This is a genomic window from Paraburkholderia sp. BL21I4N1 (assembly GCF_002973525.1).
GTDB lineage: Bacteria > Pseudomonadota > Gammaproteobacteria > Burkholderiales > Burkholderiaceae > Paraburkholderia.
Genome location: NZ_PVEN01000005.1, coordinates 156,110 through 178,575 on the forward strand (window position 1 = coordinate 156,110; position 22,466 = coordinate 178,575).

Genomic DNA, 22,466 nt, shown 5'->3' on the forward strand with positions numbered 1-22,466 from the left:
TTAGAGACCTCCGCGTGATTCGCGCGCGGCGGTACGCGAGGTTTGCGCCCTCGTCTGCGTCTGCGTTCGGGCGGCGCGTGTGCGCAGCATCTCCTGCGTGATCCGCACGTGCTGCATGGCGTAATGCTGGGTGGTCAGATCGCGCGCCAGCAAACCGGCCGCGGCCGCTTGCGCCTGACGCAGCGCGTCCAGCGGCGACGCGGCGAGCTGGTCGACCGCTTCGCGCAACGCCTGCGGATTGAACGGCGGAATATAGAATGCCTCGCCCACCGGAAAATAGTCCTGCAACGCGCCGACGTTGGTCACCACCATCGGCTTGCCGACGGCGGCCGCTTCGAGCATCACCGTGATCCCCGACGCGTGCGAATTCGGCCGCAGCGGCACGACGATCAGATCGGCCCAGTCGTACAGTTCATGCTGTTTTTTAATGCCCGAAAACAGCGCGATCTCGACGTTCGGCGCGCGCAGCGACGCGGGAATCCGGCGCCGCGTCGCGAGCTTGACGGTGTAGCGCGGATCGTTGCCGAAGGCCTTGATGAGCGTGTCCCAATCGCGGTCGCGATCGTTGCCGATCGCGGCAATGCGGATCGGTGCATGCGGTAGCCATTCGGTCGGCGCCTTGACGGGGAAGTCCTGCGTGTTCAGCCCATACAGCAGCGGGGTCGCGTCGCGATCGAAATAACGCCGGCACAGCGCGGCGTTTTCGCTGGCGAGCGTGGTCAGTTGATCGGCGCGGCTCATCAGCTTGCGATATAGCCAACTGCGCAGAATCCCGTACGAAGGCCACTTATCGAGCAGCCAGACGCTTTGCGCGAGCAGCAAGGGGGACGCCTCGGCCCCGGCCTTGCGGCCGCTCAGCAGCAACATCAGCGCGGCGGACAGCCATTCCTGCTCGGTATGCGTCCAGATCACGTCCGAGCGCAGCATCTCGGCGCGGTTGCGCCACGTGTGGATGAAATCGAACCCCAGCGCCGCCTTCAACGCGCGCCGCAACAGCCGCACCGGTTTGCTCTCGGGCGCGTCCTGCGAATAGCTCAGCGCGAAGCCGTCGGACTGCGCGTGGTGATAGCCGTACAGACAGCCGATGTCGTCGCCCGGCCGGTAAAAGCGCGGGTCCGCGCCGTAAAACAGATGAACGTGGACGTTGGTACTCATGCGGACACTCCGCTTCGCGCGCGGCGCGCCTCATGCGCGCCGCCGCGCACCGCGCGCCAGCGCGACAGCTTCAGCCCAGCCTGCTTCGACAGCAGCGCGAGCGCCGCATGCGTGAGTCCCGGATAGGCGCGCGTGCCGACCAGCGTCCACCACCACCATGCGGTTTCGCGGCGCAGCGGCGGCAACTGGTCGCGCAGGATCAGATGGAAATTGAACGCGGCGTTGCGCAACGCCGTCATGGTTTGCGCGTTGCGCCCGTCTTCGTCGAAACGTTCGGCCGGGAAATGATCGACCGCGACGCGCGGGTCGTACACCAGCTTCCAGCCGGCGCGCTTCACCGCGAGACTGAACCCCATGTCGTTGTGAGCTTGCGCGCCCGCGCCGCGCAGGCGCGCGTCGAAGCGGATCGTGCGTACCGCGTCGCGACGGTAGCTCATGTTGGCGCCCTTCAGAATATCCACCTCGCGCGCGCCGCCGGCGCCGAGGTGATGATTGCCGATGATCTTGCCGGACGCGGTGACCTTGCCTACCCGTTGACGCTCGCCATCCAGCACGCGGCCTCGTTCATGCACCCAGTCGCGGCCGCCGAGCGCGCCGAGGCGCGCATCGCTTTCGAACGCGGCGGCGATCCGCGCGACCCAGTCGACGTGCGGCGCGGCGTCGTCGTCGGTGATGGCGATCACGTCGCCGCTGGCCGCGTCGAGTCCGCGGTTGAGCGCCGCGACCTGGCCGGGCGCCTCGACCAGTGCGACCGACAGCGGCAGCGCACCCGGCACCGCCGGATCGCGCAGACAGGTGTGGGTCGCCGCGTCGTCGGCGCGCGCCACCACGACCACCTGGTCAGGCGCGCGCGACTGGCGTTGCAGCGCCGCGAGGCAGCGCGCCAGATCGGCCGGGCGGCGATAAGTCGGAACCAGTACCGTCACTTTCATCGTGATGTCCTTTTGTATCGTCAAACGCGTCGTGGCGCTCAGGCGCTCAGGTATTCCTGCACCGCCGCGTAACCACGGTCGTAACCGCCGCGCGAACGCGGCATGCCGTTGAAAATGCCGCCCTGCACGTGCACGCCGGCCGCGCGCAGACGCTTCAGCGCGTCCTGAATCTCGCCTTCGCTATGCACGCCCGAGCGCATCACGAAGAAGGTCGAGCCGGCATACGCGCCGATAATCGACGCGTCGGTCACCGCCAGCACCGGCGGCGTGTCGATCAGGATCACGTCGTAGCGTTTGGCGAGCCCGTCGAGGTATTGCGGCAGCCGCGGCGACATCAGCAGTTCCGACGGATTCGGCGGACGGCGGCCGCACGAGATGAAGCTCAGGTTTTCAACGTTCGAACTGCGGATCGCTTCTTCCAGCGAGATCTGGCCGCTCAGCAACTCAGACAAACCGTTGTCCTGCACGCCGCCCAGATAGCGTTCGAGCGCGCCGCGCCGCATGTCGCCGTCGATCATCAGTACGCGCTTGCCCGAATGCGCCAGCAGCACCGCGAGGTTGACCGTCAGGAAGCTCTTGCCGACGCCCGCCATCGGGCCGGTCAGCATGATGATGCGATTGCGCGCGTCCATCATCGTGAACTGCATGGAAGTGCGCAGGCTGCGCAGACTTTCGACCGTGATGTCCTTGGGCCGCGCATTCGCCAGCACCGAACCCAGGCGTTCGCCGCCGCGTTCGAACGCGCTTTCGAGCACCGCCTGTTCGGCGCTCAACGGCACGAGACCGAATACCGGCAAATGGAACGCACGCTCAATGTGATCCGGATCGTCGATCCCCTTGAACATATTGCGGCGCAGGAACACGAAACCGGTGCCCGCGATCAGGCCAAGAATCACCGCCGCCGAGAGAATCAGCATCTTCTTCGGCTTGACCGGCGCACCCGGGCGCAACGCGGCGTCGACGATATGCACGTTGCCGCCCGTGCCCGCTTTCTGCACCGACAACTCCTGCACACGGTTCAGCAGCAGCACGTAGATGTCTTCGGCCACTTTCGCGTCGCGTTGCAACTGCACGGCCTTCACCTCGGTGGCCGGCAGATCGCGGAAACGGTCCGCGTATTTGGCGCGCTGCGCCTCCAGCTCGCCCATCTGTTGACGCGCGGCCACCAGCATCGGGTGGTCGTCGCCGTAACGCTCGCTGAGCTGCGCCATCTGCAGACGCAAACCGGCGATCTGCTGCTCGTACTGCACGCTGCCTTCCAGGTACACCTTGGCTTCGTCGCTCGCGTTGATCGAGCCGGACTGACGCTGATACGCGGTCAAGGCGGCTTCCGCGCGCTCCAGATCGGCCTTCAGGCGCGGCTCTTCGCTTTGCAGGAAATCGAGCATCTTGATCGCATCGGCCTGCTTGTTCGATACGTGCTGGCGCACATACGACTGCGCCAGCGCGTTGGCGACCAGCGCCGCGTGTTCCGGGCTCTTGTCCTCCAGCGAGATCTGGATCACCCCGGTCTGCTTGCCCTGCTCCTGCACGGTGATCGCCGACTGGAACGCGGTGATCGCGTCGAGGTCGTTCGACCGCACCACGGTGAACTGCTCGCCCGGACGCGCGACCAGTTTATTGACCCGCATCGTCACGCCGCCGCCCTGCGCCTGCTGGCCGACCTGGCCGCGCAGCAGCAGCGCGCCGTTTTCGGCGAACAGCTCATAGTGCTGATCGTCGACCACCTTCAGCGCGAGCTTCTGGCCTTCGAGCGCGGGCACCACGTCGATCGAATCGACATCGGCGACATCGCCGCCCCATCCATACGACGACAGGCCGAGCCACGGCTTCGCCAGTTGCCCCGGCGCGGCCAGCTTGGCCGAAATGCTGCCGAGCAGCGGAATCGTCTTCGGCGTGACGCTGAAATTCAGCTTCAGGTCCTGCACGACCGGGCCGACCACGCCGCGGCTCTTGATGATTTCGATTTCGGCGTCGGTCGGCAGCGAGGTCGAGCCGGTGGTGATCGCCGCGCCCGTTTGCGTCTGCGTGAGCGCCTGCGACGTGTTGTCGGATTGCTCGACGCGCACGTGCGCATCGGCCGAATAGATCGGCTTGGCGAGCAGGCAGTACGCACCGGCAATCGCGACGATCACCGCGGCGATCGCGATCAGCCACCAGATGTCGTCGAGGATCACCTGAATCAGTTGCCCGAGGACGACGTCCTCTTCCTCGGTCCTGGTCGGACCGCCCATGTGTGGAGAGAGTTGATTGCTCACAATTCGCTTCCCGTATCGGTTACATCCGCGTTTGCTTCGGTCCCGCGTCACGCCGCCGCTTGACGGCGTGACGAGGGCCTGGCGACGGCGCTGATCTTTAGCGCGTCAGTTGCTTCAGGTAGAACAAGGTCTGCACGCTCGGCAGGACCTGCTGCAACACACGGTTGAAGGTGGTCGAAGCGGCGGTGCCCACATACACGACGTCCAGCGGTTGCAACTGGAACTGCGAGGACAGCATGATCGAGTCCGGCTGCGTCATGTCGAGGCGGTAGACGTCCGGCGTGGTCGGATGATCTTTCATGCCGCGCATCACGTAGATCTGACGCGGATTGGCGTCGGTGTCGAGAATCCCGCCGCCTTGCGTCAGCGCGTCCGCGATCGTCATGCGCCCGCGAATGATCGGCAACTGGATCGGCGTCTTCACTTCGCCCATCACGAACACGCGACTATCGGTGCGGTCCGGCACGTTGATCACGTCGCCGTTCTGCAGCATCACGTTCTGCGTGGTGTCGCCTTTATCGAGCATGCGATCGGCATCGAGCACGTAGAGCTTGTTGTTGCGCGTGAGGCGCACGCGCTGGATGTCGGCGTCCGAATTCGTGCCGCCGGAACGCGTGATCGCGTCGACCAGCGTGAGCGGCACGTCGCTGACCGCGAGCGGGCCCGGCGTCTTGACTTCGCCGGTCACCTGCACCTTCTGGCCGCGATACGACAGCACGCGCACGTCGACCTGCGGATTGCGGATATAGCGCACGAGGCCGCTGCTCAACTGATCGCGCAGTTCGCCGACGGTCTTGCCCGCGGCGCGAATCCGGCCGACGAACGGGAAGAAGATCGTGCCGTCGGCGGCGATGGTCTGGCCGTACGGATCGGCCTGGCCCGGCAGCGCGGCCGTGTACGGCTGCTGCAACGCACCGCCCACCGACTGCGTGGTATTGCCGCCCGCCGACAGCGTGCTGCCCTGCGGCGTGGTCAATTCAGGGTGATCCCACACCGTGATGCCGAGAATGTCTTGCGGCGAGAGCCGGTACACGTACTGCGACGGATCGCTGATCGTCGAGGTCGGCAGCACCTGGGTCTTCGCGGCGGCCTGTTGCGCCTGCTCGGCGACCAGTTGCGAATCGATCAGATGCACCGGATAGGTCTCGGCGGGCTGCGACTGATGCTGGCCGTCGTCTTTCAGACGCGACGTGTCGAGATAATTGCCCGGTGCGGTGGCGCAGGCCGACAGAAAGGACGTCAGCAAAAGTGAGGCGGCGAGTGTCGATCTGAAGTTCGCCGTTGAATGCAGTGTGAGTTTTTTCATCAGCATATTTTTTTCAGCCATCCCATGACCAGATGTTCGATGAGCACGAGACTCTCCCTGTAAGCGGTTTCCGCGCAGCCGTGCGGGTCGGCGACGTCGGAGTCGGCTTCCCACTTGCCGAGCGGATAGACCTTGCCGCGCGCGGCCGGATCGAGCGCTTCGACCGCGCCCACCTGGGCGCGCTCGGTGACCAGCACGAGGTCCGCCGAGCGCACCAGGTTGCGATTCAGACGCCGCGAGTAATGGATCCCGGAGGCGACCCCCTGCTCGGCGAGCAGGCGGCGCATGACCGGGTCCATGCCGTGGCCGTCCATTGCGCGGAGTCCCGCCGAATGAAACGCGATCGGCGCTGATGAGGACCGCGACGCCGCGCGCTGCCGGGACTTGAACAGCATCTCGGCGGCCGGTGAACGGCACACGTTGGCGTGGCAGACGATCAGTACATTGGCGAACATGGCAGGCTCCTTGAGGCGCGAGGTGAATCGGTGGGCCGCTTGCAACGCGGTTGCTTGGCGCAGGCGGCCCGGTTACGGCTCAGTTGCGCATTCAGGCGACGGCGCGGCGACCGGACTCGGCCACGTCCGCCTGCGTGAGCGGCAGGCCGTTCGCGCCGACCTTCGCCGGCGCATTGCGCAGCGCATGCTGACGGCCGATCGCGTGATACTCGATCCCGAGTTCGAGCAGGGCGTCCGGTTCGTACAGATTGCGGCCGTCGAAAATCAGCGGCGTCTTGAGGATCTGCTTCAACGAATCGAAGTCCGGGCTCTTGAAGACCTTCCATTCGGTGAGGATCACCAGCGCGTCGGCCCCCTCCGCCGCTTCCATCTCTTCCTTCACGAACTCGAGGCGCGCGTGCTGCTGCGGCACGTCCTTCAGGTCGAGCGCGAAAACCCGCTTCGATTCGTCGATCGCGACCGGGTCGTACGCTTTCACGCGTGCGCCGCGGCGCAGCAGTTCGGCGATCAGCGGACGGCTCGGCGCCTCGCGCATGTCGTCGGTATTCGGCTTGAACGCGAGGCCCCAGACGCCGAAGGTACGGTCCGACAGGTCCTCGCCCAGACGCGCGACGATCTTGTGCGCGAGCACCTGCTTCTGCGTGTCGTTGACGGCTTCCACGGCTTCGAGAATGCGCAGGTTCGCCTTGTGGTCGGCGGCGATGCGGATCAGCGCCTGCACGTCTTTCGGGAAGCACGAACCGCCGTAGCCGCAACCGGCATACAGGAAGTCGTAGCCGATGCGCGGATCGGAACCGATGCCGCGGCGCACCGCTTCGATATCCGCGCCGACGCGGTCGGCCAGATTGGCCAGCTCGTTCATGTACGAAATGCGCGTGGCGAGCATCGCGTTGGCCGCGTACTTGGTGAATTCGGCGGAACGCACGTCCATGTGCAGTGTGCGTTCGCGATTGCGGTTGAACGGCGCGTAGAGGCGCTTCATCAGCTCACGGGCTTTTTCGCCGGGCACGTCCTCGTCGCAGCCGAGCACGATGCGGTCGGGCCGCGTGAAGTCTTCCACGGCCGCGCCTTCCTTCAGGAACTCGGGGTTCGAGACCACCGAAAACATGTGATTGAGGTTGCGTTCGGCCAGTTCGGCAGCGATCACTTCACGCACGCGCGAGGCCGTGCCGACCGGCACCGTCGATTTGTCGACGATCACCTTGAAGCCCGTCATATGACGGCCGATGTTGCGCGCGGCGGCCAGCACGTATTGCAGGTCGGCGGAGCCGTCTTCGTCCGACGGCGTGCCCACCGCGATGAACTGGATGTCGCCGTGCGCGACCGCCGCTTCGACGTGGGTCGAGAACGTCAGGCGGCCGGCCTTGCGATTGCGCGCGATGATCTCCTGCAGACCCGGTTCATGGATCGGCACGCCGCCGTTGTTGAGCACGTCGATCTTGCGCTGATCGACGTCGAGACAGAACACGTCGTGGCCGATGTCGGCCAGACAGGCGCCCGTCACGAGGCCTACGTAGCCACTACCGATGATCGTCAGGTTCATGTATTACACCTCGCGGAGAATGAAGCAGGTTCAGGAAGGCGGTCGCGGACTCAGTAGGCATTGCTGCCCGCGAAGCCTTTCCACAAAGTCAGCACGACGATCTTGATGTCGAGCCAGAAGGTCCAGTGCTGCATGTAGTACAGATCGAGCTTGACGCGGCCCATCATCTTTTCGATGCGGTCGGTTTCGCCGCGATAGCCGTTGATCTGCGCCCAGCCGGTAATGCCCGGCTTGATCCGGTAGCGGTGCATGTAGCCCTTCACCAGATCCTTGTAGATGTCGTCGTGTTCGAGCGCATGCGGACGCGGACCGACCACCGACATCTCGCCGCGCAGCACGTTGATGAACTGCGGCAGTTCGTCGAGACTGGTGCGCCGCAGGAACGCGCCGACGGCCGTAATGCGCGGATCGCGCCGCGTGGCCTGGGTGATCTTGCCGACCTCTTCCTGGTGCAGCTTCATGGAGCGGAATTTGTAGATCTCGAACTGATTGCCGTCGATACCCTTGCGCTTCTGGCGAAAGAACACCGGGCCCGGCGAACTCACTTTCACCATCACCGCGATCACGAGCATGACCGGCGCGAGCGCGGTCAACGCGGCCAGCGCGAACAGACGATCGAACACGCGCTTGGGCAGCACCCGCAGATCGGTGATCGGCGACGCGGCCAGGTTGATCGCGGGCACGCCGAGCAGATCGACCATCGGCTGGTTGAACAACGTCAGGCTGCGCACGTCCGGGATGAAGCGGATATTCACGAAGTCGTTCTTCAGGTCCATCACGAAGCGGTGAATCGCTTTTTCCTTCGAGATCGGCAGCGCCAGCCACAGTTCGCGAATGCCGCGATGACGCACCAGTTGCAACATGCGCTGATAGTCGCGTTCGACCGGCACGCCTTCGATCGCATTGGCCGCATCCGGGTCTTCGTACGGGTTGATCGTGCCTTCCTCGTCGAACACCACGATCGGCGTAAAGCCCGCCTCCGGACGGCCGCGCATCTGTTCGATCAGAAACCGCCCATACGGCGCGCCGCCGACGATCGCCACCGCGCGCTGGTTGAAGCCTTCGCGGCGCAGACTGCGCAGGACCGAATACACCATCACCTTGGTGACCACCAGCAGCACGATCGTGGCCACCGCCCAATACACGAGCCACAAGCGCGACAGACTGTCCGAACGGTGCAGGCTGAAGCTGATCAGCACGCCGGTGACTTCCACCATCACCCAGCCGCCGGCAACCCGGCACAACAGGTCGTAGAGCGGCTTGCCGCGCCATGACTGATAGATGCCCAACGCCGGGAAAAACACCACCACCAGCAGGCAGTCGAACGCGAGCGACACGCGCTGCATGTCGTCCAGCCACACGAATTTCCCGCTGTGCACGGCCGCCGCCAGCGTCGCGCCGAGCACGACCATGGCGATGTCGATGATTCTCGATAGAACGCTCAGCATGCGCTGCCCCTCAGTTCGTCAGTCAAGTGCCATCCGTTGGTTGATTGAAAATCCGTCGCGCGCTTTTTTCTTCAGCCTGCTCCGGCGCCCGAACACGACGCCGGTCTCCGCGTTCGGCGGATCGATGCGCGACGCAGTAAAAATTTGAGACTCTGCTAATTGCCCCGCCATGCCCAATTCCGAAACCGGCTGAGCAGCCGAACCGGGAAAGGCGAGTCGAAATGAGTGAATACCCTCGTACAGGTATAGATAAAGCTTTATTAAAATTCGCGCTGCAAGACCGCAAAATATCTCAAATTGTATCGGTCAAAGTTTCAGCATTTTTTTCGATTTTTGCTCGGCAATTGTTACCGGATTGCCTGTTCGATAGGCAGCCTGAAGGCCTTTGTGCAGGCCATTTCGATGCGTTCTGCTCATTCGATCCAAAGAGCTTACGAAACGCCTGTTGTGTCCCGCCGGCGTAAGCATCGCGCCGAAAAAATAGCCTAGGGTTTTTTTCGGCTAATTTTTCTTTTTAAAAAATCCATCGGACATTTTTCCTTCATGCAATTCATTATTTTTATACGCCGTTTTATATAGTTTTCTATTTAACGCGCTTTTATTGATTCCACGCTTCATGATAAAACTCGACGCATTCACCCAGCCTCGAGGAGTTCATCATGACAGCTCCGGTTACGGCCACGCCCGCCGACACCCGGTCCACGCAAGCTACGCCCCTGAACGTCAAGCTCAAGATTCATCCCGTGATTCTGGCGGGCGGATCCGGCACGCGTTTGTGGCCGATGTCGCGCGAGCAATACCCCAAACAGTTGATCGGCCTGCTCGGCGACGATTCGCTGCTGCAGTCCACCACGCGGCGGCTCGAAGGACTCGAAGCCGGCTATCCGCTCACCGATCAGCTGGTCGTGGTCGCGAACGAAGAGCAGCGCTTCACCACCGCCGAGCAATTGCGTACGAGCGGCAAGCCGACCCGCCTGATTCTCGAACCCACCGGCCGCGATACCGCGCCGGCGCTCACCGTGGCCGCCCTGTCGATCGCCGCGCAGGACGACGACGGCATCATGGTCGTGATGCCCGCCGACCACGCGGTCACCGACCTCGCCGGCTTCCACGCAGCCGTGGCGGCCGGCGTGGAGCAGGCGGTGGCCGGCCATATCGTGACGATGGGCATCGTGCCGACGCGGCCGGAAACCGGCTTTGGTTATATCCGGGTCGGGGCAGAGACAGGTGCGTCAGGCACATTGCCTGGCATGCCTGATGATGTGGAAAACACCGTTAGCGAGGGCGCAATCCGTGCGCGCAAGCTCGATCGCTTCGTCGAAAAGCCGCACCTCGAACTGGCGCAGCGCTATATCGAGTCGAAGGAATACTGGTGGAACAGCGGCATTTTTATCATGCGCGCGTCGACGTGGCTGAAGGCGATCCGTCACTTCCAGCCCGCCATCCACGAAGCCTGTCATGCGGCCTACGCGGGCGGCAAAGCGGACGGCGACTTCTTCCGCCTGCAGCGCGATGCGTTCAGCGCGTCGCCGTCGAACTCGATCGACTACGCGGTGATGGAACAGCTCGGCAGCGATCAAAGCGCGGCCTCCGGCATGGTCGTGCCGTTGCAGGCCGGCTGGTCGGACGTGGGCTCGTGGGACGCGATCTGGGACATCTCGGAGAAAGACGCCGATCAGAACGTGGGGCGCGGACGCGTGATGTTCGAAGGTGCGGCGTCGACCTTCGCGCATTCGGAAGGACGGCTGATTGCCTGCGTGGGCACGCAGGATCTGGTGGTGGTCGAAACGGCCGACGCCATTCTGGTGGCCGATAAATCGCGCGTGCAGGACGTCAAGAAGATCGTCGGGCGGATTCGCAGCGACGGCGGGCTCGAAGCGGCCAACCATCGCAAGGTGCATCGCCCGTGGGGCAACTACGATTCCGTCGACACCGGCGAGCGCTTCCAGGTTAAACGCATTGTCGTGAAACCGGGTGCGCGGCTCTCGCTGCAAATGCATCATCACCGCGCCGAACACTGGATCGTGGTGCGCGGCACCGCGCTCGTCACGCGCGGCGAAGAACGCTTTATCGTCTCCGAAAACGAGTCGGCTTACATTCCGCTCGGCGTCACGCATCGACTCGAGAATCCGGGCAAGATGCCGCTCGAAATGATCGAGGTGCAGTCCGGCTCCTATCTCGGCGAAGACGATATCGTGCGGTTCGACGATACGTACGGCCGGCAGTAACGCCTTCAACCGTCAAGCCAATCTCGGGTCTGGGCCGTCGCCGAACGGCGGTCCATCTCGGCTCGATCTGGGGTCCGTCTGGGGTCGATCTGGGACTGCGGATACAAGGCTTGAATCACACCGAATGAAGCGGGAACCTGCGGCGGTTGCTCCTACCGGCCGCGGGGTATTGCCAGACTTTCTTCTGTCGCCGCGCTTGTCCATGCGCCAGTCGCCCTACTTGCCAATCTGATACCGCGCTTGCCGCGCTACGGTTCTCGCCGCTCGCCGCCGCGCTTATCCTGCGTGAGAAATGAACTCCGGATAGGACGGATACCGCTCCGCCGACGTGCTTTCCGTCGTCGCGCCGACGACCGCGGTCACGACCGGCTCGCCGGGATAACGGCGCAACGGCCCACGAAACGCATGCAGCGGACCGTGCAACGGCGCGCCGTGATTGATCGTGACGGGCTCCGGCACATGACGCCTGACGGGCAACGGACGCGCCGGCGCAACCGCATGCGCGGGCGCGGGCATCTCTGCCTTCGCGGCGGCACGGTTTTCCGGCACCACGACGTCCTGGACTGAAGGCGCGGTTTGCGCGGCCGCCAGCGTCAGGCATTCGCGTTCGATCCATTGCAAGGCCCAGTTGAGCGCGTACTGCTGCGCTTCGTCGGCCTCGGCGAAGCGCGGACCGACCAGACCGGAACGCTCGACGCGTCTGCCGTCTTTCATGATCTCCGCCCACGCGCGATACATCACGTTGGGTACCGGCTCCGCCGCGACGAAAATCGTATAGCCGCGCGGGTCGTCGATCAGCGTGCCGCGCGGCGCGAGGCTCATCGACAACGGGCTGCGCAGGTCGTCCGGCGGACTCGTGCGGCGAGCCGAAGAAATCGCGGCATCCAGCAGCCCCATGGCTTGTCCCACCGCGGTCGCTTCGTCGACGCGGGGTAATACGGTACGCATCGGCGGATGCATCGCGGGCGCGGATGGGGATGCCCCGGCGGCCCCGCCGTTAGACACACCCGCAGCGGTCAACGAGCGGCCTGGCGCCAGCGGCGCACGCGCGACCGGCTGCTGCGCCTGCTGCACCGTCTGCGGCTGTTGCGCGTTCGCGAGACCCGACAACTGACGCGTGATATCGGCGATCGGATCGGCCGAACGCCAGTTGCTCAGGCGGCTCGACACACCGGGCGCCTGCCACGACTCGGGACTCTTCCAGGAGACGCCACGCAGACTCTCGTCGCGCACGCTCGGGGCGACGACCACCGGCGCGGCCGGTTTGGCCGCGGCGGGAGGCGCCGGTTGCGGAACGTACGCGAAGGTACGCCCGGTTTGCGATAACAGCCGAACCATCTCGAGAAGCGTGCCGTTCAACTGCCATTCCTCGAAACGGCGCCGGCAGGTCGGACCCGACGGATAACGGCCTGGCAGTTTCGACCAGGGCTCACCGGTTGTCAGAATCCAGAGGACCGCATTCGCCACGATACGTGGTTCGGCGCGGGGCCGGCCGCGTCGGTTTAGACGGACGGCCGGCTCATCGGAGACAAGCGCTGCCAGCAGCGCCCATTCGTCATTGCTTAGCTCATCGAAAAACATTGGGTTTTCTCCACGCAGCCTGGCCTGGCCGCGGCTTTGGGCTCGCCACGGATTCAACTTTCACGATCCGTGTGCAGCCCTCGGTTGCACAAAAATGTTCTGTACGTTCTGTTGGCTGGTCAATACCGCCCTGACATGGTGCGGTTTGTCCCTATTGCGAAGCACAAAACGTGGTCTCACTCGTGCATGGGAGAATTTGTGCACGAAGCATACCATTCCCAGGGTTTGCGTGAATATCGTTGAGACAAGTGTTACGGATAGAAACAATCTTGTCCTTTTCGCTGCGTCATTTCACGTATTGCCGTCACAGAGATGCGGGTCGCTTCGGCCCCATACGTCACTATTGCACAGCACAACGCAAGGGTAAATGTGGCGAATAGGCTTTACGAATCCGGCCTTTATGCGGCATTGCATTTCCATGCTTTTTGACGCTCGCGCCTGCGCGTGGACAGGTCGCCGGGCGCGTCGCGTGGAGCGTGCGTATGCGTCATTACACGCAGCGTCGCCATGACGGATTAGCTCACTCGCATGCATGCACATTGCATTGAATGGGACGCGCGCGGCGTGACATCGATCCGTGGTTTCTAGCGCACAGGATGCGTCGCGCCTTCACCCACCACGGTCGTCCATGCCCGTACCCGCCAGTGAGTCACGAGGCCGGCAAGCACATACGGATCGGCTCTGGCAAAGGCTTCCGCGACATCCGGCGAATCGCCCTGAAACAGCAGGACGGCTCCATCGGTAGGGTCGGCCAACGCGCCGGCGAGCAGCAGTTCGCCACGTGCCACTGCAGCCCATGCACATTGCAAGTGGGCGTCCCGGTAGGTGGCGCGTCGTTCGAGGTAGTCGGGCACGAGGTCATACATCAACAGGTAATGCATGGAGAACCTCCTGATACAACGTTGATGCCGGCACGCACGGGCGCTTGCGGTCCGAACTTGCTGGTCAATATTACCAATGCGGCCGACGGCGGAATTTCATGCCGATTTACTATTCAGTTGCATTCGCAGCAATATTTATGCGTCACGCGAATTTTCTTTGATCGATAACGAATGGCGAGCGGTTAATTCATTTCAAATGGCCAGCGTAATTGATCTGGAATGCATAGCATGATTTCTCAATGCCGCCATTCGCCGAATCCCCTCACTGGCGTCGCCTGCGCGCCGTCGCGTACGGGAAAACCAGCGCTCACGTCTGTCAACCAGAATGTCCTTTTGTCCGTTCTGGCAGACAGCATTTGCCATAATGGTTATGCCGAGGGGCCCTGGATGCCGTTGACGCCCACGCGCATGAACGACCAAAAACGTTTTCACCACCGATGGAGTGTCACATGAAAATCCAATCCGCTTTCGCTACGCTGGTACTGGGCGCCGTTCTCGTTTCGCCGGCGTTCGCGCAGAACAGCCAGCAAACCAAAATGGCCGATTGCAACAAGCAGGCCGCCGACAAGAAAGGCGACGACCGCAAGGCGTTCATGAAGACCTGTCTGTCCGCGAAACCGGCCGCCGCCGCGCCGATGAGTCAGCAGGACAAGATGAAGGCCTGCAACACGCAAGCCACCGGCAAGAAAGGCGACGACCGCAAGGCGTTCATGAAGACCTGCCTGTCCAACGCACCGGCTAACTGATCGGGTTGGGTGGCTCGGCGCGGCAACGCGGCGCCGAGTCGTCATTCGCAATGCTTGTGCCCGATGGTCGCGCTTGCACGCGCTTCCATGCCGTTCCGCCGACCACCACGCGTCTCACGCCGCGCGTCGGCTCTCACGTACCCCCATCCCAGTCGCGCGAACGCCCCGTTTTTCTTCTATGATGGCTGCGGAGACGGCCCACCCTCACACACAACATTAGACGGGCCGCCATCTTGTCGTTGGTGCTGCAGAGCATCGATCGGAGGCAAGGATGGTAACGAAGCATAAAAACCGCTGGTTGAGGCGGTGGCTGATCGTCATCATATTCTGGGCGGTGCCCGTGGCGATCGTGGCGGTCAGCGAGATCCGCGAGGAAATGGCGTACAACGCCGTCGACCTCGACCGCGCGCTGACCAGCTGGACATTCACCGACGCACAACGCGCCGCCGGCGCCCCCGCGCGCTGCCACGGCAAGCCCGACGACGCGCAAGCCGCAGGCTGCCCGGCCGACGTGCTGGCCGCCAATGCGCCGCGCCAGCAGGACGCGCGCAACGAATACAGCGTGCGTCGCACCACCTTGATGGCTTATTTGTGGCATGCGTTCGTCGGCTACTGGATCGTGCCGGCCGTGACGCTGTTCCTGATCGGCGTACTGATCGGCATGGTGCGGCGTGCCCTGCGCAGGCCAGCGCCGCCGGTCAAGAGTCCGGCGAATCATGGTTGACGGCGGCCTTGCCGCAACGCCGATCTGAGGCGTAGCGGCAACACTTTCAGTTCAATTGCATCCCTTCTCGTCGAGCCCGGAATCGGTAAAAAGGGACGTTCCGAACCACGGCGAACGGGCGCCGCGTAGCCGTCGTGACGCCTCGAACGATTCGCGAGGCACCCGTTGGAACGCGCCGCCGGGTCCGCTCCAGCCGTCTTTTGCACCAGGTCAAAGTTACTGCACGACGCCTTACGATTACCCGCAAAGCCCCGCCACACAAGGCTTTACGCCTGCCAGCGAGATGCGCCTTTTCCGTTTGCGTGTGATATAACTTATAAGCAACCCGCCAAATCATCCGGCGTTGCGACCCGGAACCATCACGGAGAAAAACGATGCAAAGACGAAACTTCATGTTGAAGACGACCGCTGCGCTCGCTTTCGGAGGCCTTGCACTCGCTGGTTGTACAACCACGTCCAACAGCGACAATAAAAACACTTCGTCCACCGATTCGTCCAAGCGTCAGTCGATCGACGCCAGCGTCGACGGCACCATGTCGCGCCTGTACACCACCGTACAAGGTTCGCGCGAGCTCGTCTCCAAGGCGCGCGGCGTGCTGGTGTTCCCGTCGGTGCTGCAGGCGGGCTTTATCGTGGGCGGTCAGTACGGCGAAGGGTCGCTGCGTGTCGGCGGCGGCACGGTCGGCTACTACAGCACGATTTCCGGCTCGTTCGGCCTGCAGGCAGGCGCACAGTCCAAGGCCATCGTCTTCCTGTTCATGACGCAAGACGCGCTGGACAAATTCCGCAATGCGGACGGCTGGTCGGTCGGCGGCGACGCCTCGGTCGCGCTGGTGAAAATGGGCGCGAACGGCGCCGTCGACACCACCACGGCCACCGCGCCGGTCGAAGTATTCGTGCTGACGAATGCCGGCCTGATGGGCGACCTGTCGCTGCAAGGCACCAAGGTTTCGCGCCTGAAAATCTAAGGCGTACGCGAACGGCCTGCCTCTGATCCGCCCGGTTCCGTGCGCGGCGGTGTGAGGCGGCGCGACGTGGTGCGAGGTGATGCGAAGTGGTGTATCGAACGGCCATGAAAAAACGGCGATGCGTTAAATGCGCATCGCCGTTTTTTTTCGCCGTGCCTCAGCTCCCCGACGTATCGATCACCTTGAAGCGCGAACGCTTCTGCGCCCGAATCACCGACTGATACGCGTCCACGTACTGCTGCGCCATCCGGTGCGACGTAAAGCGTTCCTCGAAGCGTTGGCGCACGCCCGCGCGCGGCATCTTGTGCAGCCGATTCACCGCCGCCACCGCGCCGATTTCGTCTTCGACGATAAAGCCCGTCACGCCCTCTTCGAGCACCTCCGGCACCGAGCCGCGATTGAACGCGATCACCGGCGTGCCGCACGCCATCGCCTCGATCATCACGAGGCCGAACGGCTCCGGCCAGTCGATCGGGAACAGCAACGCATGCGCGCCGGATAAAAATTCGGCCTTCTGATGATCCGCGATCTCGCCGATAAACTCGACATGCGGCAGATCCAGCAACGGACGAATGTCACGCTCGAAATACTCGCGATCGGCGGCATCGACCTTGGCGGCGATGCGGATCGGCATACCGCAGCGGCCGGCAATCCGGATCGCGGTGTCGACGCGCTTTTCCGGCGAAATCCGGCCGAGAAACGCCAGGTATTTCTGCTCGACCGGCTGCGGCGTATAGAGCTGCTCCGGCAAGCCGTGATAGACGGTGGTCAGCCATCTGGCCTGCGGCAACGGATGACGCTGCGCGTTCGAAATCGAAATCACCGGCGCGGTGTTGAAGGTGTCGAACACCGGCTGCTGCTCGGGCAGATCGAGACGGCCGTGCATGGTCGTGACGAACGGCGTGTCCTGCCGCTTGAAGACCGAGAACGAGTAATAGTCGAGGTGAAAATGCAGGACGTCGAACTGGTCGGCCTGACGGCGCACCAGCTCCATCAGCAGCATATGCGGCGCCACGCGGTCGCGAATGCCCGGATCGAGACGTAGCGCGCGCGGCCACACCGGCTCGAGCTTCGCGCTGGTCACCGAGTCGCCGCTCGCGAACAGCGTGACGTCATGGCCGAGCTCGACCAACGCCTCCGTGATGTACGACACGACGCGCTCCGTGCCGCCGTATAGCTTGGGTGGCACCGACTCGGTCAAAGGGGCGATCTGGGCAATCTTCATGGCAGATTTGTCTCCGTAAGCTGACGGCCCGCGCGTTGCGGCGGAGCGCGTCAGGGGCGCGGCCCGCGCAAAGGGGCGCCGATGGCGCCGGCCGATGCAATACGCATCTGCATGACCGGCATCGAATCATTATTCACTACAGAACAACAAAAAGCGCCACGTCTTGCATTTGCCTGGCGCTGTTACATTCAGCTTACATTGCGCGAGGCGTCGGGCACAGTCGGGCAAACACCGCACGGGCTTCGCGGTTCAATCTCGACCTTACTTCGAGCCCGCGCCGGGCCGTCAGACAAAAAGCCGCAATTATCGCGCCGGCCATTTCCACGCCGGCAGGTCGCGATCGTCCGCATCGGCGATACGGGTGGCGCCGAAATGCTTTTCCAGCACGATGGATCGACTCTCCTCCTCGCGTTCGAGCGCCGCGATCAGGCGCGCCGCATGCGACACCACCAGCACCTGCGACTGCCGCGCCGCCCGCGCGATCAGGCGGGCCAGCGCCGGCAGCAGATCGGGATGCAGGCTCGTCTCCGGTTCGTTCAGCACCAGCAGCGCGGGCGGACGCGGCGTCAACAACGCGGCGACCAGCAGCAGATAGCGCAAGGTGCCGTCCGACAACTCCGCGCCCTTCAGCGGCCGCAGCAAGCCGTGCTGCCGCATCAACACTTCGAAGCGGCCGTCCTGCGTCGAGATGTCGAGTTGCGAGCCGGGAAAAGCATCGTCGATGGCCGCCGCGAGCGCCGTGGGGTCGCCGATCTCGCGGATGGTCTGCAAGGCCGCGGCGAGATCGGCGCCGTCGTCGGACAGCACCGGCGTATGCGTGCCGATCTGCGGCAGACGCGCGGCGGCGTCGGCATCGGTGCGGAAGTGGTCGTAGAAGCGCCACGAGCGGATCTGCTCACGCACCGTGATCATTTCGGGTGCGGTGCGTGGGTCGGAGAACTCCGTCATCATGCTGTCGAAGCTCGCGACCGGTTGCGGGATGGTCTGCCAGTCGCCCTGCTCGTCGCGCGTGCGCAGCGCCGCACCCTGCCGGTCGACCAGCAACGCCGACGGCCGCAGCACCGGCCCGCTCCAAATACATTCGCGCTTGATCGTCGGGTCCAGTGGAAACAACGTGGCTTTGTCGAGCGGCGGCAGACCGAGGTCGATCGCATAGCCGAACTGGTCGCCCGCAAAGCCCAGCCGCAGGCTCACCGGGTCCTTGCGGCGCAGCGGCTCGATCGGCAATTCGCCCGCCAGCATGCCACGCGAGAAACGCTCGGGACCGGCCCATAACGTGGACGGCAAGCCGCCTTCGCGTGCCAGCGACGTGATCACACCGCCACGCGCTGTGTCAGCGAGCAGACGCAGCGAGCGGTACACGCTCGACTTGCCGCTGCCGTTCGCGCCGGTGATCACGTTCAGCCGGCCAAGCGGCACGACCAGCTCGCGCAGCGACCGGTAACCGGCGATGGCCAAGGCCGTCAGCATACCGACGACGCCCGGTTGAATGCGAAGCGCAAAACGGCCGACAGCCCACGCGATAAAACTCTCCGTTCGACACGCCACATCACCGATGCCCGCCGCCCTTGCCCGGCTTCTGCACCGGCACACTGCGCAAATCCGCCAGAAACGTATCGCGCCAGACGCCGAGATCGTTTTTGCGCAGCGCCGCCATGTTGATCTCGTGACGCCGCTGACGCGCGTCAAGCGGCATCTGCAACGCGCGCTGCAGCGCTTCGCACATGCCGATCGCGTCATGCGGATTGACCAGCAACGCGCCGCTCAGCTCGGCCGCCGCACCCGCGAAAATCGACAGCACCAGCACGCCGGGGTCGTCCGGATTCTGCGCGGCGACATATTCCTTCGCGACCAGATTCATCCCGTCGTGCAGCGGCGTCACGAAGCCGATCTGCGACTCGCGAAACAGCGACATCAGTTTCCATCGATCGTATTGCTGGTTCAGATAACGGATCGGCGTGTAGTCGAGCCCCGAATAGCGACCGTTGATGCGCCCTGCTTCGTACTCCAGATCCTGGCGAATCTTCTGATACGTGACGACGTCCGAGCGGGTGGGCGGCGCGATCTGCACCAGCGTGACGTTGCCGCGCCATTCGGGCGAGCGCTCCAGCAATTGCTCGAAGGCCCGGAAGCGTTCGACCAACCCCTTCGAATAGTCGAGCCGGTCGACGCTCATGATCAGCTTGCGTCCTTCGAGACTCTGCTTGAGGTCGAGCACGTGCTGGCGACTTTCGTAGCGCTGCGCCTGCTCCGCGATTTCATCCGGAAACACGCCGATCCGGTAGACGCCGGTGCGTAGCTTGCGACCGAACGCCTCGACGCGGCCGTCCGCGCTCACCGAGCCGCGCGCGTGCCGCGCCGCGTAGTCGTGGAAGGCGAGTTCGTCGGTGGCGGTCTGAAAGCCCAGCAGGTCGTAGCAGGACAACGACTTCACCAGCTCTTCGTGCGGCGGAATGTTGAGCAGAATCTGCGGCGCGGGAAACGGAATGTGCAGGAAGAAACCGATGCGGTTCGTGATGCCCTCGTTGCGCAACGCTTCGGCGAACGGGATCAGATGGTAGTCGTGTACCCAGATCACGTCGTCGGGTTCGAGCAGTTTGATCAGCTTGTGCGCGAGCCATGCGTTGACGCGCCGGTAGCCCGCGTACTCTTCGCGCTCGTAGCGCGCGAGGTCGTTGCGGTAGTGGAATACCGGCCACAGCGTCGCGTTCGAAAAACCGCGGTAGTACTGGTCGTAATCCTTGCGCGTGAGGCCGACGGTCGCGAAGGTCACCGCGCCGTCCTGCTCCAGTGTCGGACCGGCATTGGCGACGGTCTCGCTGACCACGTCGCCACTCCAGCCGAACCACACGCCGCCCGCGTCTTTGAGCGCGCCGAATACGCCGACCGCGAGACCGCCGGCCGAGCCCCGGGTTTCCGTCGGCGTGGCGACGCGATTCGACACGACGATAAGTCGGCCCATGGTGTGTCCTCCTTGGTTCGTGCGACGCGGGTGGGCTAGGTGTGTGTGGCGATTGTGGTTTGTGTCGCGCTGCGTGGTCGTTGCGTATGCGCTGCGACCGATCGCCGACACACCATGAAGCGCGCCCGGCCGCGCCGGATTCGTGAGTCAGTGGACTATTCGACCGCTTTAGTGCCCGATCAGTTGCATCGATCTGCAAGCGGATCAATGCGGTTGGCGTTGTCAAGTCGCGGCCATGCCACGCCCTTCCGTCAGACTTTTTCCTGCGCTTTCGGCTGCGCAGCCTGCGCCGCACCGTCCGCATCCGCCACCGGCAACCGGCCGCCGCGGCTCGCCACCGGATCGGCCTCGGTATGCGCGACCGTGCTACCGGCCGGCGTATGCAAACCGCGCGGCACCCAGTCGAGCGGTTCGCCCTTGCCGTTCTCGAGTTCGGCCGACACATCGGCGCGCGCCCGCGGCAAGTACTGCGGATAGTGCTTCTGAATAAATTCGAGCAACCCCTCACGCACCCGGCAACGCAAATCCCAGTTGAGCCCCGAATCGAGCGAACTGACCAGCGCGCGCAATTGCATCGACCGTTCGGTGCCGTCGGTGACCTGCAGCACCTGCACGCGGCGATCCCACTCGGGCGCGGCCTCGACGATACGCGCCAGCTCCTCGCGCAGCGGCGCGAGCGGCATCCGGTAATCGACGTACAGAAACACCGTGCCGATGATTTGCGAACTGCTGCGCGTCCAGTTGGCGAACGGATTTTCGATAAACCACTGCAGCGGCACGATCAGCCGCCGCTGGTCCCACAGACGCACCGACACATACGTGCCGGTGATTTCCTCGATGCGCCCCCACTCGCCCTGAATCACGACGACGTCGTCGAGCCGGATCGGTTGCGACAGCGCGATCTGCAACCCTGCGATCAGATTGCCGAGCACCGGCCGTGCCGCGATACCGGCCACCAACCCCGCCACGCCCGCCGACGCCAGCAGGCTCGCGCCGATCTGCCGGACGTTCGGGAACGTCATCAGCGCGCCGCCCACCCCGACAATCACGATCACCAGCATCACCGAACGCGCCAGCACGCGTGCCTGCGTATGGATGCGGCGAGCTTGCAGGTTGTCGGCGGTATCGAGCGGATGGGCCTGGATGATCGCCTCGCCGATCGCGGCCGCCGAGCGCACCGACAGCCAGGTGATGGCGCCAATCATCGCGATCCCGGCGGCGTCGCGCAGGGGCGTGATGAAATTCAGCGTATCCGGCGCCTCCCACCACACGGCTTCCAGCGCAAGGATCACGAGGAACAAACGCGACGGCTTGTCGATGTAGCGCAGCACCACACTGGTCAGCGGATAAGGCCGCGCGATGCGCGTGACGATGCGCGCGCCGACGCGTTGAATGCCGAGCGCCAGCAGCGCCGCGACGACCGACACGATCAGCGCGCCGAGCCAGCTATGCAGCGGCGCTTCGGCGATACGGGCGAAGTCGTCGAGAGTGGGCATGGGGGGCATGGTCCTCCTGACTTGACGGGTGGGAATGGATGGGCCGTGCGACGGCAGGTCGAACACAAACCCGGGGCGGGTTCAGACCGGTTCAGCCCGGATCGCGCCAGGCCGAAGGAGAAAGCGCGATCGATGCCGAGTGCCCGGCGCGCACGCGCCGGGCACCGAACCGATTCAGATCAGTTACCGCTCTTGCAAGGAAACGCCTTGCCGAGGCCCAGCGAGATCGCCGTGCTGGCGTTATAGCCCGCGACGATCGGATTTTCCGCGATGTACTTGCGCACCGCGTCGGTCAACTGCGCCGAACGCGCGTCCTGCGGCAGGCAGAAATACTGGCCGACTCGCGGGCCGGTCGTGCCGCCGATTGCGTCGATGGTGTTGAAAATACCGTCGGCGGCGCCTTCGATATAAGCCGCGCATGCACTGCGCGAGGCCACGTCCGTCTTGGTGCACAGCTTGTTGAGGTCGCCCCCCGTAAACGCGGCTGCCGATAGCGGTACGGCAAGCGCGCTGGCGAAAATCAAAGCCCGCAGCATGGTGTTCCTTTCCAGGGTCGTT

General features: G+C 64.0%; 19 protein-coding genes. 4 read left to right on the forward strand and 15 right to left on the reverse strand.

The annotated features are described in order from the left end of the window. The 8 genes from B0G83_RS15295 to B0G83_RS38645 form a co-directional block, all read right to left on the reverse strand. The gene (locus B0G83_RS15295) at positions 1-1,155 is read right to left on the reverse strand and encodes a glycosyltransferase (protein ID WP_105508240.1); all 1,155 of its coding nucleotides are present in this window, start codon (positions 1,153-1,155) and stop codon (positions 1-3) included. Then, positions 1,152-2,087, reverse strand: a complete 936-nt coding sequence (locus B0G83_RS15300) for a glycosyltransferase family 2 protein (RefSeq protein ID WP_105508241.1) — start codon at positions 2,085-2,087, stop codon at positions 1,152-1,154. Before B0G83_RS15300 ends, B0G83_RS15295 begins: the two co-directional genes overlap by 4 nt. Positions 2,088-2,125: 38 nt before the next feature. After that, entirely contained in the window at positions 2,126-4,321 is a 2,196-nt protein-coding gene (locus tag B0G83_RS15305; RefSeq protein WP_105508242.1) for a polysaccharide biosynthesis tyrosine autokinase, read from the reverse strand. Positions 4,322-4,442: 121 nt separating this feature from the next. Next, positions 4,443-5,657 (reverse strand): polysaccharide biosynthesis/export family protein, encoded by a 1,215-nt coding sequence (locus B0G83_RS15310; RefSeq protein WP_105508243.1) that lies wholly within the window; start codon positions 5,655-5,657, stop codon positions 4,443-4,445. Next, entirely contained in the window at positions 5,651-6,106 is a 456-nt protein-coding gene (locus tag B0G83_RS15315) for an exopolysaccharide biosynthesis protein (protein ID WP_105508244.1), read from the reverse strand. Before B0G83_RS15315 ends, B0G83_RS15310 begins: the two co-directional genes overlap by 7 nt. A 91-nt stretch (positions 6,107-6,197) precedes the next feature. Continuing rightward, complete coding sequence (locus B0G83_RS15320; protein WP_105508245.1) at positions 6,198-7,649, reverse strand: UDP-glucose/GDP-mannose dehydrogenase family protein; 1,452 nt, start codon at positions 7,647-7,649, stop codon at positions 6,198-6,200. Between the two features lie 50 nt (positions 7,650-7,699). Beyond that, positions 7,700-9,097, reverse strand: a complete 1,398-nt coding sequence (locus tag B0G83_RS15325) for an undecaprenyl-phosphate glucose phosphotransferase (RefSeq protein WP_105508246.1) — start codon at positions 9,095-9,097, stop codon at positions 7,700-7,702. Positions 9,098-9,115: 18 nt separating this feature from the next. After that, positions 9,116-9,268, reverse strand: coding sequence for a hypothetical protein (locus tag B0G83_RS38645; protein ID WP_181156887.1), 153 nt, complete (start codon positions 9,266-9,268; stop codon positions 9,116-9,118). Positions 9,269-9,756: 488 nt separating this feature from the next. Between B0G83_RS38645 and B0G83_RS15330 the strand changes: the two genes are divergently transcribed. Further along, positions 9,757-11,325, forward strand: a complete 1,569-nt coding sequence (locus tag B0G83_RS15330) for a mannose-1-phosphate guanylyltransferase/mannose-6-phosphate isomerase (protein WP_105508247.1) — start codon at positions 9,757-9,759, stop codon at positions 11,323-11,325. Between the two features lie 276 nt (positions 11,326-11,601). Here the strand turns inward: B0G83_RS15330 and B0G83_RS15335 are convergent, their stop codons facing one another. Together B0G83_RS15335 and B0G83_RS15340 are read right to left on the reverse strand one after the other, a co-directional pair. Continuing rightward, the gene (locus B0G83_RS15335; protein WP_105508248.1) at positions 11,602-12,906 is read right to left on the reverse strand and encodes a transposase; all 1,305 of its coding nucleotides are present in this window, start codon (positions 12,904-12,906) and stop codon (positions 11,602-11,604) included. A 584-nt stretch (positions 12,907-13,490) separates the two neighbouring features. After that, on the reverse strand, positions 13,491-13,787 hold the full coding sequence (locus B0G83_RS15340) for a YciI-like protein (RefSeq protein ID WP_105508249.1): 297 nt from the start codon (positions 13,785-13,787) through the stop codon (positions 13,491-13,493). Between the two features lie 449 nt (positions 13,788-14,236). Here B0G83_RS15340 and B0G83_RS15345 point away from each other — a divergent pair, with 449 nt between their 5' ends. The 3 genes from B0G83_RS15345 to B0G83_RS15355 all read left to right on the forward strand — a co-directional run bounded on the left by B0G83_RS15345 (position 14,237) and on the right by B0G83_RS15355 (position 16,225). Next, positions 14,237-14,533: a PsiF family protein gene (locus tag B0G83_RS15345; RefSeq protein WP_105508250.1), complete on the forward strand. Its 297-nt coding sequence runs from the start codon at positions 14,237-14,239 to the stop codon at positions 14,531-14,533. 271 nt (positions 14,534-14,804) lie between these two features. Then, positions 14,805-15,257: a hypothetical protein gene (locus B0G83_RS15350; RefSeq protein ID WP_105508251.1), complete on the forward strand. Its 453-nt coding sequence runs from the start codon at positions 14,805-14,807 to the stop codon at positions 15,255-15,257. Between the two features lie 374 nt (positions 15,258-15,631). Then, positions 15,632-16,225 carry a YSC84-related protein gene (locus B0G83_RS15355; protein WP_105508252.1) on the forward strand — a complete coding sequence of 198 codons (594 nt, stop codon included), beginning with the start codon at positions 15,632-15,634 and terminating at the stop codon, positions 16,223-16,225. 157 nt (positions 16,226-16,382) lie between these two features. On the opposite strand, the gene B0G83_RS15360 is transcribed toward B0G83_RS15355, so the two are convergent. The 5 genes from B0G83_RS15360 to B0G83_RS15380 form a co-directional block, all read right to left on the reverse strand. Beyond that, positions 16,383-17,450, reverse strand: coding sequence for a glycosyltransferase family 4 protein (locus B0G83_RS15360; RefSeq protein ID WP_105508253.1), 1,068 nt, complete (start codon positions 17,448-17,450; stop codon positions 16,383-16,385). A 303-nt stretch (positions 17,451-17,753) separates the two neighbouring features. Continuing rightward, entirely contained in the window at positions 17,754-18,920 is a 1,167-nt protein-coding gene (locus B0G83_RS15365) for an AAA family ATPase (protein ID WP_105508254.1), read from the reverse strand. 79 nt (positions 18,921-18,999) lie between these two features. After that, entirely contained in the window at positions 19,000-20,412 is a 1,413-nt protein-coding gene (gene otsA / locus B0G83_RS15370) for an alpha,alpha-trehalose-phosphate synthase (UDP-forming) (protein WP_105508255.1), read from the reverse strand. A 251-nt stretch (positions 20,413-20,663) separates the two neighbouring features. Continuing rightward, on the reverse strand, positions 20,664-21,908 hold the full coding sequence (locus B0G83_RS15375; protein ID WP_105508256.1) for a mechanosensitive ion channel family protein: 1,245 nt from the start codon (positions 21,906-21,908) through the stop codon (positions 20,664-20,666). Between the two features lie 179 nt (positions 21,909-22,087). Beyond that, positions 22,088-22,444 (reverse strand): Rap1a/Tai family immunity protein, encoded by a 357-nt coding sequence (locus B0G83_RS15380; protein WP_035550226.1) that lies wholly within the window; start codon positions 22,442-22,444, stop codon positions 22,088-22,090. Between the last annotated feature and the right edge of the window lie 22 nt (positions 22,445-22,466).

Bases quoted from the DNA above. Each gene is read 5' to 3' on its own strand.
- B0G83_RS15295 (WP_105508240.1), bottom strand. From the start codon at position 1,155: ATGAGTACCAACGTCCACGTTCATCTGTTTTACGGCGCGGACCCGCGC.
- B0G83_RS15300 (WP_105508241.1), bottom strand. From the start codon at position 2,087: ATGAAAGTGACGGTACTGGTTCCGACTTATCGCCGCCCGGCCGATCTG.
- B0G83_RS15305 (WP_105508242.1), bottom strand. From the start codon at position 4,321: ATGGGCGGTCCGACCAGGACCGAGGAAGAGGACGTCGTCCTCGGGCAA.
- B0G83_RS15310 (WP_105508243.1), bottom strand. From the start codon at position 5,657: ATGCTGATGAAAAAACTCACACTGCATTCAACGGCGAACTTCAGATCG.
- B0G83_RS15315 (WP_105508244.1), bottom strand. From the start codon at position 6,106: ATGTTCGCCAATGTACTGATCGTCTGCCACGCCAACGTGTGCCGTTCA.
- B0G83_RS15320 (WP_105508245.1), bottom strand. From the start codon at position 7,649: ATGAACCTGACGATCATCGGTAGTGGCTACGTAGGCCTCGTGACGGGC.
- B0G83_RS15325 (WP_105508246.1), bottom strand. From the start codon at position 9,097: ATGCTGAGCGTTCTATCGAGAATCATCGACATCGCCATGGTCGTGCTC.
- B0G83_RS38645 (WP_181156887.1), bottom strand. From the start codon at position 9,268: ATGGCGGGGCAATTAGCAGAGTCTCAAATTTTTACTGCGTCGCGCATC.
- B0G83_RS15330 (WP_105508247.1), top strand. From the start codon at position 9,757: ATGACAGCTCCGGTTACGGCCACGCCCGCCGACACCCGGTCCACGCAA.
- B0G83_RS15335 (WP_105508248.1), bottom strand. From the start codon at position 12,906: ATGTTTTTCGATGAGCTAAGCAATGACGAATGGGCGCTGCTGGCAGCG.
- B0G83_RS15340 (WP_105508249.1), bottom strand. From the start codon at position 13,787: ATGCATTACCTGTTGATGTATGACCTCGTGCCCGACTACCTCGAACGA.
- B0G83_RS15345 (WP_105508250.1), top strand. From the start codon at position 14,237: ATGAAAATCCAATCCGCTTTCGCTACGCTGGTACTGGGCGCCGTTCTC.
- B0G83_RS15350 (WP_105508251.1), top strand. From the start codon at position 14,805: ATGGTAACGAAGCATAAAAACCGCTGGTTGAGGCGGTGGCTGATCGTC.
- B0G83_RS15355 (WP_105508252.1), top strand. From the start codon at position 15,632: ATGCAAAGACGAAACTTCATGTTGAAGACGACCGCTGCGCTCGCTTTC.
- B0G83_RS15360 (WP_105508253.1), bottom strand. From the start codon at position 17,450: ATGAAGATTGCCCAGATCGCCCCTTTGACCGAGTCGGTGCCACCCAAG.
- B0G83_RS15365 (WP_105508254.1), bottom strand. From the start codon at position 18,920: ATGCTGACGGCCTTGGCCATCGCCGGTTACCGGTCGCTGCGCGAGCTG.
- otsA (WP_105508255.1), bottom strand. From the start codon at position 20,412: ATGGGCCGACTTATCGTCGTGTCGAATCGCGTCGCCACGCCGACGGAA.
- B0G83_RS15375 (WP_105508256.1), bottom strand. From the start codon at position 21,908: ATGCCCACTCTCGACGACTTCGCCCGTATCGCCGAAGCGCCGCTGCAT.
- B0G83_RS15380 (WP_035550226.1), bottom strand. From the start codon at position 22,444: ATGCTGCGGGCTTTGATTTTCGCCAGCGCGCTTGCCGTACCGCTATCG.